The sequence below is a fragment of the Moorena sp. SIO3B2 genome, assembly GCF_010692525.1.
Lineage (GTDB): Bacteria > Cyanobacteriota > Cyanobacteriia > Cyanobacteriales > Coleofasciculaceae > Moorena > Moorena producens.
The window spans coordinates 1-9,340 of record NZ_JAAHHE010000242.1 but is presented as its reverse complement, the minus strand read 5'-3'; the positions used below and the strand labels follow the sequence as shown (position 1 = coordinate 9,340).

Annotated in this window: 9 protein-coding genes; 4 read left to right on the top strand and 5 right to left on the bottom strand. The window is 45.1% G+C overall.

Features of this window, described 5'->3' with window-relative positions; genetic code table 11:
* The 3 genes from F6K38_RS29550 to F6K38_RS29540 form a co-directional block, all read right to left on the bottom strand.
* A partial coding sequence (locus tag F6K38_RS29550) for a signal recognition particle receptor subunit alpha (RefSeq protein WP_287358633.1) occupies positions 1-1,658 on the bottom strand: 1,658 nt, incomplete at its 3' end.
* 231 nt (positions 1,659-1,889) lie between these two features.
* A complete protein-coding gene (gene nusB, locus F6K38_RS29545) occupies positions 1,890-2,519 on the bottom strand; it encodes a transcription antitermination factor NusB (protein ID WP_008178519.1) in 630 nt (209 codons plus the stop codon).
* Between the two features lie 40 nt (positions 2,520-2,559).
* Positions 2,560-3,288 carry a DUF502 domain-containing protein gene (locus tag F6K38_RS29540; protein WP_008178521.1) on the bottom strand — a complete coding sequence of 243 codons (729 nt, stop codon included), beginning with the start codon at positions 3,286-3,288 and terminating at the stop codon, positions 2,560-2,562.
* Positions 3,289-3,390: 102 nt separating this feature from the next.
* Between F6K38_RS29540 and F6K38_RS29535 the strand changes: the two genes are divergently transcribed.
* Positions 3,391-3,531, top strand: a complete 141-nt coding sequence (locus tag F6K38_RS29535) for a hypothetical protein (protein WP_154659653.1) — start codon at positions 3,391-3,393, stop codon at positions 3,529-3,531.
* An 812-nt stretch (positions 3,532-4,343) separates the two neighbouring features.
* Here F6K38_RS29535 and F6K38_RS29530 read toward each other — a convergent pair.
* Positions 4,344-5,243, bottom strand: a complete 900-nt coding sequence (locus F6K38_RS29530) for a glycosyltransferase family 2 protein (protein WP_287251762.1) — start codon at positions 5,241-5,243, stop codon at positions 4,344-4,346.
* A 52-nt stretch (positions 5,244-5,295) separates the two neighbouring features.
* Positions 5,296-6,114 (bottom strand): hormogonium polysaccharide biosynthesis protein HpsJ, encoded by an 819-nt coding sequence (hpsJ-B, locus tag F6K38_RS29525; protein ID WP_008178528.1) that lies wholly within the window; start codon positions 6,112-6,114, stop codon positions 5,296-5,298.
* Between the two features lie 427 nt (positions 6,115-6,541).
* Between hpsJ-B and pgl the strand changes: the two genes are divergently transcribed.
* The 3 genes from pgl to F6K38_RS29510 all read left to right on the top strand — a co-directional run bounded on the left by pgl (position 6,542) and on the right by F6K38_RS29510 (position 9,131).
* Positions 6,542-7,264, top strand: coding sequence for a 6-phosphogluconolactonase (pgl, locus tag F6K38_RS29520; protein WP_008178529.1), 723 nt, complete (start codon positions 6,542-6,544; stop codon positions 7,262-7,264).
* Positions 7,265-7,557: 293 nt separating this feature from the next.
* The gene (locus tag F6K38_RS29515; protein ID WP_008178531.1) at positions 7,558-8,445 is read left to right on the top strand and encodes a double zinc ribbon and FHA domain-containing protein; all 888 of its coding nucleotides are present in this window, start codon (positions 7,558-7,560) and stop codon (positions 8,443-8,445) included.
* A 272-nt stretch (positions 8,446-8,717) separates the two neighbouring features.
* Positions 8,718-9,131: a hypothetical protein gene (locus tag F6K38_RS29510; RefSeq protein ID WP_008178534.1), complete on the top strand. Its 414-nt coding sequence runs from the start codon at positions 8,718-8,720 to the stop codon at positions 9,129-9,131.
* Positions 9,132-9,340: the final 209 nt, after the last annotated feature.

Below are 9,340 nucleotides of genomic sequence, written 5' to 3'. Positions count from 1 at the left end.
GGGGCTTTTTTAGCAACAATTCGCCGAATTTTCGCCAATTCCTCCATTAGATTTTTCTTATTTTGCAATCGTCCTGCTGTATCCACCAACAGTAATTCGGTATTTCTAGATTGGGCAGCACTAATACCATCAAACACAACAGCAGCTGGATCAGTATTCTTACCTGGATTAGCAATCACTTCAGTACCACTGCGCTCTCCCCAAATCTTAACTTGTTCCACTGCAGCAGCTCGAAAGGTATCTGCTGCTGCAATTAAACAACGGTAGCCTGACTTCTGACCTAAGTTAGCGAGTTTACCAATAGTAGTAGTTTTACCAGCACCATTGACTCCAGTCATCAGCCAGATATTCAAGGTATCGTTTTCTGGAGCAAAGATCCGACTGTAATTGTTACTGTAAGGTTGCTCTAGCAAATCTCTGATGATTTGTTTGAGATATGCGATCGCTTTTTCTGCTGGTAGAGACTCCTCCCGCAACTTAGCTTGTAGAGTATCAATAATATAGTCAGTGGCCTCAATTCCTACATCTGCTTGTAGCAGCAGCGACTCAATCTCCATTACCGCGTCTTGATTCAACGGGCCTTGACCCACAATCGCCTTTATTTGGTTAATCAAGCTACGACGAGTTTTGCCCAATCCCTGACGCAGTTGCTTGAGCCAGCTAATTTCCTCGATCGAGATATCCTCAGGACTTCTTCCTTGAGATGCCAACACTTCTGCTGACCACAAGAACCCATCATCAAAGGCCAGACCCAGCATATCTTGATCTATCTCTGCTTCCCCTTCATCCTCTTCGATCACAGTTGCCACTTCGGGTTCCGGTTCAGGGGTCTCAATAGCTGTTTCCTTAAGACGTTCCAGCCGTGCTAGTCGGTTAGCACTTGCTCGACGCGCCCAGCTTGGGCCAGAAGCAGGCGTTTCTTCCTCTGTTGTCTCAGCTGATGGAGCTATATCAGTTGTCAAGCTATCTGACTCAGGGATTGGTTTATTCTCAACCAAGGTCATACCTATAGATGAGTCATGATTAGATTCTGAATCCGATGGTGTTGATACTACCTCCTCTACCATCTGATCAGAGGATTGCTCGGTTACTGGTTCCACCGTTTCAGCAGTATCTACCGAAGCTTCACTAACTGTAGACTCTTCTACTTGTGATTCTACTTGTGATTCTACTTGTGATTGTGCTTGTGATTGTGCTTGTGATTCTTCTTCAACAGCTATCTGACCTATCTCAGCGACTTCTGTAGTGTCAGTTTCCTCAGACACTTCCAATGTTTCAGCCGCTGGAGATTCAGTAGACGCTTCGGATGTTTCAGCCGCTAGAGATTCAGTCTCCTGAGATTCTTGAGGTTTTTCCGGTTTAGCCGTTGCTGCTGGCTGAGCCGTTGTATCATCTACTGGCTTACTTTCAGTAGTGTCTTCCTCTGGAGATTGATCTACTTGTTGCTTCTGAATATTTTTGTAGGCAGCTTTTGCCCAACTCAGGTAATCATCAGCTGCTGCTGAGGATGACTCTTCGACAGATTTAGAATCAGCTTGGTCTATTGGTTGTTGCTCTGTTGCCTTTTGTTCCGATTCTACTTGAGATGTATCAGAGTCCTTTTTCTCAGCAGACTCTGCGCTAGGATCAGACTTTCGGTGGAACCAATTAAAGACCATTACCCTTACTTGACTATGGCGTCAATTAACTATATATATTCAATATTTGATTTAGGTTTTGAGTGCTTAGCCCTAGGCTAATCCCTAACCTTTTCCCTTAATTTTATCGATATTTGACTTAATATTCTTAATTTTGTGATCTAGCCTGGCCTATTAGGCTAATTTTAGTCTATTCCCGATACTCCTCCTCTCTACTCCCTACTCCCTACTCCCTACTCCCTACTCCCTCCGCTATTGTGGTAGAGCTTGAGTTTTAATCAAGTCATTGGCACGACGCAAGACACCATTAATAAAACGGTGTCCCTCTTCATCACTGTAGCGTTTAGCCAGTTCCACTGCTTCATTAATTGCGACTCGGTCTGGGATACCTAAAAACGCAATTTCCGCCACAGCCATCCGCAGAATATCCCGGTCAATACGAGGTAAGCGCTTCAGTTGCCAATCTTTCAGGGATTGGTTCAACATCTGATCAATCTCAAGCTGTCTACGACTGACAGCTTTGATAATTTCTAGGGTATAGCTACGGACTTCAGCCGTATTAGACAACTGGACAATTTCGGGAATCTCTACCGCACTTCCCAAGTGATTGATCGCTTTCTCGGTTAACTCAATTGCATCCGTTACCATTGCTCTAGCACTACGTACATCAGTAGCGCGAGTTTCACTTTCGAGAATGCGATCGCTACCCCGTTTCAGTTCAGCCGCCGCCGTTTCTAAAGCCTCTTGAATTTCTCCAGTCAGGGTACGAACAGCCGCCAGCACCAGATTATTCAGTTGTTGTGTATCCAACCGCTCTGGTGAGTTGGGCATCTGAGAGATGCTCAAAAGAGCCAGTTCACGGGCCATTCTGCGAGGTTGCATTGTTTGTCCTTAGTTAATTTTGTCCTTTTACCCAAAAAGATTAGGTTTCTTCTGTTGGCAAAACCTGCTGTATCATCTCAGGCAAAGGTTCTTCCAATGGTTGCTTTTCAGGAGGCTGCTGTAGGTTAATTGGGATTGCAGGGCTATCTGGGCTAACAATTCCACCTGAGAGCAATACTTTAAAGGCATCTTCGATGGACATCGAAAGATTAATGACTTCCTCTTCAGGAACCATAGCATACCAGCCACTGGTGGGATTAGGAGTAGTAGGTATGAAAACGCTCAACATCGGACGATTCATGTGGGATTGGAGTTGTGCACTCACAACACCGGTGACGAACGCTATCGCCCAGACTCCTTGGCGAGGATACTCTACCAAAATCACCCGACTAAACTTAGTTTTAGAATCCTGTAAAAGGGTTTCCAAAATCTGTTTAAGGGTTTTGTATACTGAGCCAGCTAAGGGAATCGCTTGCAATATTTTCTCACCCAAATCTAGCAACCACCGTCCAACAATGTTGCGTGCCATCAAGCCAATCAGCATAATAAATAGTAGTGGGACTGTCAGTCCCACTGCTAAATTTAGCAGATTTACTAAGATAGGGTTGAGATTATCAAAAGGGTTAATTTGTTTGGGAATTCTAGTTAAAAAATTTATCACCCAGTTGGCGATTGTAATCGTCAGCCAGATTGTGGTAGCCAGGGGAATTACCACTAGAATCCCCGCAATTAGGTCATTTTTTAGATCCTGCTTCAAGCCCTCGAACACAGAGCACAGATTCTCCTTTTAATAACTGAATAAAATTTTTTACTAGCCACCTAAATCACAACTACTCTCCCAACTTGTTCTAGCCACTTTTTTTTGGAGTGGGTGAAAAAATGCCAAGGTGGCTATAGCCGTTATACACTAGTATACCTCAGTTTCCGTAGCGTGCGCCGTTCCCGTAGCGTGCGCCCATGGGCAATGGGCAATCTAATCAATTTACTCCCTTATGAGGAGGATACAGGATAAAGAATTCAGTTTTCATCATAATAATTCAGCGATGTTAGTGGCACTATACAGAATATTATTGGATTCTTTCGCCAATTTATCGGAAAAGTTCCTTGACAATCAATTAGTCTGAATCGAAGCTCCTGACTTTAGACTCCTCAATGGTCTGATAGTTGGTTAGATTGGGCATAGGCGCACGCTACGGGAACGAACTCAGTTATTCTACACCAATAGACACTGATTTTGCAGTAGGTGGAGTGGGAGGAAAGTTGGGTTGCTTTCACCCATGGGAAGCTATATCATCGGAAAAATCTACGCTGCGCCTATTAGCTGATCTCGATAGTTGGGTAAGTTTTAACGGTGGAATTACACCTGTTTTACCTTCCCGTTCTAGAGTTTGGAGTTGGCTTTAGCTACTCCAAATCTGGTTTCTAGATACTGCCACAAAACGGTAGCCCGTTCGGATCAATCTAGAATACCACTTCCAAAGTCTGGCGCTAGTTAATGGGTGACAATATGATGCCATTAGGGCGTTATACCCATGACTAGATTTTACCCAGCACTAGCTATAGGGTTATTACTGGCATGAACTAACATCAGACCAGCTTTTTCCCTTTGACCAGATCAATCGGTATTATTCTTTACATATTACCAGAGATAGATTAACAAAGATAGAGAATCGGAATTGACACTCACCGGTGATTAGACGCGGGGATTGCTGCTACCCAGTTTTACTATGAAATGTTTGATTTATCAGTTAGTTAGCCAATTCAGTTAGTTAGCCAATGGTATAGTAATCTCTTTGATTCTACCCTAATCTGACATCAAGACTACTAGGATGAGGATGAAGTGACCTGGGTAGCATCAGAGTCTTTTGAGCCTTGGGAAGTTGAGGACATGACACGGCTACTGGGAGGGTGCATGGGATGCTTGAGTTCCCAAAGTTTGACCAATATCAGATACTCATAAAATGCTTGTAAGGTACACCAGGTAAACCCGGCTTGACCATCCAGGAAGCCTCCCAGTAGGAAATACATGTATATAAAACGCAATACAGGTCGCCAGGGCAAGCGTAAGGACAAGTTTTTGAGGGCACGGCGTCTTTCTACTTCCGAACGCCCAAAAAATAGGTCTGCCCACTGAACAGTTCCTTGGTCCAACTGGCGCAAGGTTTCGAGGGCTTCGTCGCTAGAGTAGCGATTGTGTTTATCAATCCAGCGGGTAAATCCCTTACTGTTGGTGTAGTGAGGATATGTTTCTTTGATGAAACCAGTCGGTCCATCACATACTTCCCGTTCCGTATGACCATAATCATCAAACCAAACATTGTCCTTACGAAACAGCCGTAGTTGGTAACGGGGATACTGAGTAGAGTAGCGAATCCACCGATTCATGAACATGACCCGCTCAGCAACGTAATAAGCCACATGCTCCTGTCCTTGTATTGCTCCCTGGCATTCGGCAAATAACTCAGGGGTCATGCGTTCATCAGCTTCAAGGATATAGACCCATTCGTACTTGGTGGGGACTTCCTTGAGCATCCAGGTGCGCTGACGTCCGTGACTTTCAAAGGCGTGCTGCACAACTCGCACCGGATACTGACTAGCAATTTCTACAGTGCGATCGCTACTGATTGAATCTACGATCATCACATCGTCCGATAGTAGGGCTGACTCGATACAAGCAGCAATATCTAGTTCTTCGTTGTAGGTCAGGATATAGATCGAGAACATGTCTTGGGGATCATCATCAAAAATCTGGTCAGGGTTAAAAGTCTCTACCCTACTAAGCTTGTCCACGACGGGTTACTGGTGTACTTCCCAACCCGCGCAATCCGGTCCAGCCAATGGCAATATAGCCAATTGCTAGGAGTAAGCTACTCAGACCAGTTTTAATGCCCAGTTTGAAAGCTTCAGTGGTGGCTCGTTTCTCTAGTTGAAGTTTCTGACTACGGATTTGGTTAATATTCTGCTCTGCTTCTTGATTGAGTACGTCAGGGTTTTCCTTTATTGCCTGCAATTGTTGTCTAACTCTGTTAGCCTGAGCTTTGGCTTGCTCAAGCTGTTGTGCTGGAATCCTACCACTTTTAATGGCTGCATCTAAATCGGCGAGTCTCTTTTCTACCTGGGCTATACCTTGAGGACTTTTGAGAAGTTCAGTGACTTGCTGAGTGCGGTTTTCCAGTTGAACTTCGGCGGTCTTGGCTCTTTGGTTAATTTGTTCTAGAGCCTGGGAACTTTGCAAACGAAGGTTATTGAGATGTAGGGGTACCATTAGCAAAAAGACCAACCCTAGAAAACTAGAGAGACACAGCACCCAAAATCGGAGATCTTGAACCGAAGATTTTGGCTGTGTGGTAGCGGTAGCAGCACTTTGAGCAATCCAATATCCAGCAAATAAAAACCCAATGCCGACCATAGGGATAATGCCTCGGTCAACAACTTGGGTAGCAAAGTTCAACTGCCACTCTGGCTTTAACAGGCTAGCTCCCTGTGAGGGAATTGCCAAAATGATGTAATCCAAAAGAGAGGAAACGATCATTATCACCCCGACAACCTTAAGAGTCAGAGCAGTAAACGAGGAATAAACAGAATTAGTATTCATGGGCTATGAAGCGCGATTATTAGATTAACTTAATCATCGAATTTAGTACTTGAATGATTAATTCCTCCTCAAATTACTGGCTTACTAGTTTTTGGAGTAGTTTTTGGAGTACTCACTCAAGTGTAAAAATAGAATAGCACGAAGGCCAACCATGGCGCTTTGCCCATATTAACCTATGGCAATCAAGAATCCTAACTCCAACATCCTAGCTGGTGTTAAGTTTTAGAGGGGAAGTCCCGCGCTCTACATTTTAGGTGAGCGTCACCAGCCTTAGCCATTAACCATTAACCATTAACCATTAACCATTAACCACTAATCAAGGTGTTAGGATAATTCCTGGTATTCTTCCTTAATCAGGTAAAGCGATCGCACAATCGCTGATTAACGGTAGTCTTGTGGATGTAGTGTTCCTCGGCAGACAGGTTTTATGAACAAAGTGGTTGAAGTTGTACCGGATAAAGAAGCTTTGATTAGGCGAGCTGTTGATGTTGTCCTCAGTAAAATCGAAGGAGCAATCCAGGCTAACGGTCGCTGTACCATTGCCCTTGCTGGCGGTAGCACCCCCAAGCCTTTATACGAAGCGATCGCTACCTTTGACCTTGCCTGGAATAACATTCATGTGTTTTGGGGTGATGAACGCTATGTTAGTCCCGAGCACCCGGATAGTAATCAAAGGATGGCTCGTCTGGCCTGGTTAGACAAAGTCGATATACCAGAGGCTAACATTCACCCCATGCCCACCGATGGCTCTAGTCCCACTGCTGATGCCGATAAACATCAAGCTCAACTGTATGAGTTTTTTGGCATACCAGTAGGAGAGTTTCCTCACTTTGATGTAATTTTGTTAGGCATTGGTGATGATGGCCATACTGCCTCCCTATTCCCCCATACAGAGGCTCTGCAAGTAAAAGACCGACTAGTTACAGTTGGCAACAAAGATGGTCAACCACGAATCACCTTTACGTCGAGCTTGATTAACCATGCCAACTGCGTTATGTTTCTGGTTGCTGGTGCTGGCAAAAGAGCAGCCTTGGCTCAAATATTTGCCCCCGAAGCTGATCCACAAACCTATCCAGCTCGGTTGATCCAGCCCCAAGGAGAACTTTGGTGGCTTCTAGATGAATCAGCAGGTCAAGATTTGAAACATTGACAAGCGCGGAAGTGTCAAGTGTGAACGATGAAGTGCGAAACAGTAACTTCAATCAAGTCTATTACAAGTGGGGCAGGACGTGTTCCTGACAAGAAAACGCGCCATGATGGAATCCAGTTATTGATAGTTCTATCACTAATAGTACCTCGTTCGCGCAGAGTCTCCAAAGGAGAAAGGAGTTCTGGTAGCCTTAAGAGGTGCATTAAGCCTACACTTGCCCGATCGGGAAGTGTATGATCGTCACATTATCTGAAACTAGATAATAGCTGTTAAAAATAATAAATTAAAGTTCTATGATTGTTTGCCCTAACTGCAATCACCAAAATCCGGAAGGGGCTACCCAATGTGAAGCCTGCTACACTCCCTTACCTTCCACTACCAGCTGTCCTAACTGTGGTGCAACAGTTCAGACTGACGCAAGCTTCTGTGGTCAGTGTGGATTTCACTTGAATGTGGGTGCCAATATGGAGAAAGGGGAGAAATCAGGGTCAAACTCTACCCCAGAGATACCCGACTTGGTATCCCCAGACCCACTTATTGAACCTATACCCATGGCTATGAATACTCAAGTCCCCGATCCAGCATCCAATCCTATCAGTTCTGATGATGCTGAATCTACCACCCCTATGCCAGCTACGGTCGTTAATCCAGCCCTCAACTCAGAAGCATTTCAACCGCAGAATCCTGACTTAGAAACCCTGCCATTGCCGCTACCTACCGTTGGCAATTTAGGGTTTTCTCAGGAAGAATCTAGCCAAAACTCGCCATCACCGTCAATACCAGAAGCTGACTTAGAGAACCCGCCACCGCCCCCTGTACCCAATAGAGGTACTGCCCAAACTCAGTTGCAGGTAATCTCAGCTCAACTGCTGCATATGCAAACCAATACAACAATTGAGTTACCGCAGCATATATCGGTGATTCATCTGGGTAAGCCCAATGATAAAATTCCCCCGGATATTGATGTCTCTGGTTTTCCTGACTCAGACATTGTCTCTCGCATTCACGCGGATATCAGAGTGGAGGGGGATACCTACTATATTGAAGATGTAGGCAGCTCCAATGGCACTTATGTCAACCACACGTCTCTAGCACCAGGCAATCGGCATCGGCTAAGAACAGGCGATCGCATTAGCTTGGGGAAAGGTGATAAAGTGACATTTTTGTTCCAAAGTTCTTGAGTTTCCGGTGCTAGGTGGGTGTGACAGCTGGTTGTGCAAAATTGATCTCGGACAAAGCCCCGACCTAAAGCGCTAGCTAGGTCGGGGCAGTTTACTATCGGGGGAGTTTGGCACTGGTTCCGTTAAGCGGGTGGTTGAAAGTCTTGCTATATCTGAATTAGGAGGGATAATAGGTAAGATTTGACCTGTCGCGACTTAGAGGTGAGCAATGGAGTTATTATCCCAAAATTGTCCGTTGTGTGGTAGTCCACAAGTTAAACCCCACGACCGCTATGAGACCCAAAACGGCACACGAACCATCTACCATTGCTTTGAGTGCGATACGTACTGAGCGTGAGACCTTCGCCACCCCCATAGCAGGACTGCGCACCCCCTTAAGTCGCATTATCGAGATTCTCAAAGCCAGAAGCGAAGGGATGGGTCTCCGTGTGGTTCGTACCTTTAACGTTTCCTTGAAAACGGTGATTGATTGGGAAGAACGTTTGGGTGGGCTTAAACCTGTATTGATGCTGTACGCCTTGCTTGATCAGTTTCTGCAACTGGTAATCGTTGGGGATGAACTGTACACATTGGTCAACAAAAACGTCCCACAAAAGCTGAGTGAGGGCTGGACGATCGTCGAGATGGATAGAGCCAGTCGGTTTTTGTGGGAATTACATTGTGGTCAAAAAGAGCAACAACTGTAAGAACCACGCCATCAAGGTGTTAGTTCAAGTTATAGCAGTCGCCAGGGCAGTTAGGACATGACAAAAGTCTCACACCCTTTGTAAGCGCAAGAGTTTGACTTCTGACTTCTGACTTCTGACTTCTGACTTCTGCTATATAGAGCAAACCCAAGACCGAGGGCCTGTTTACAGATGGGGAACGCCGCTATGGTAACTTGCTGTTTGAGATT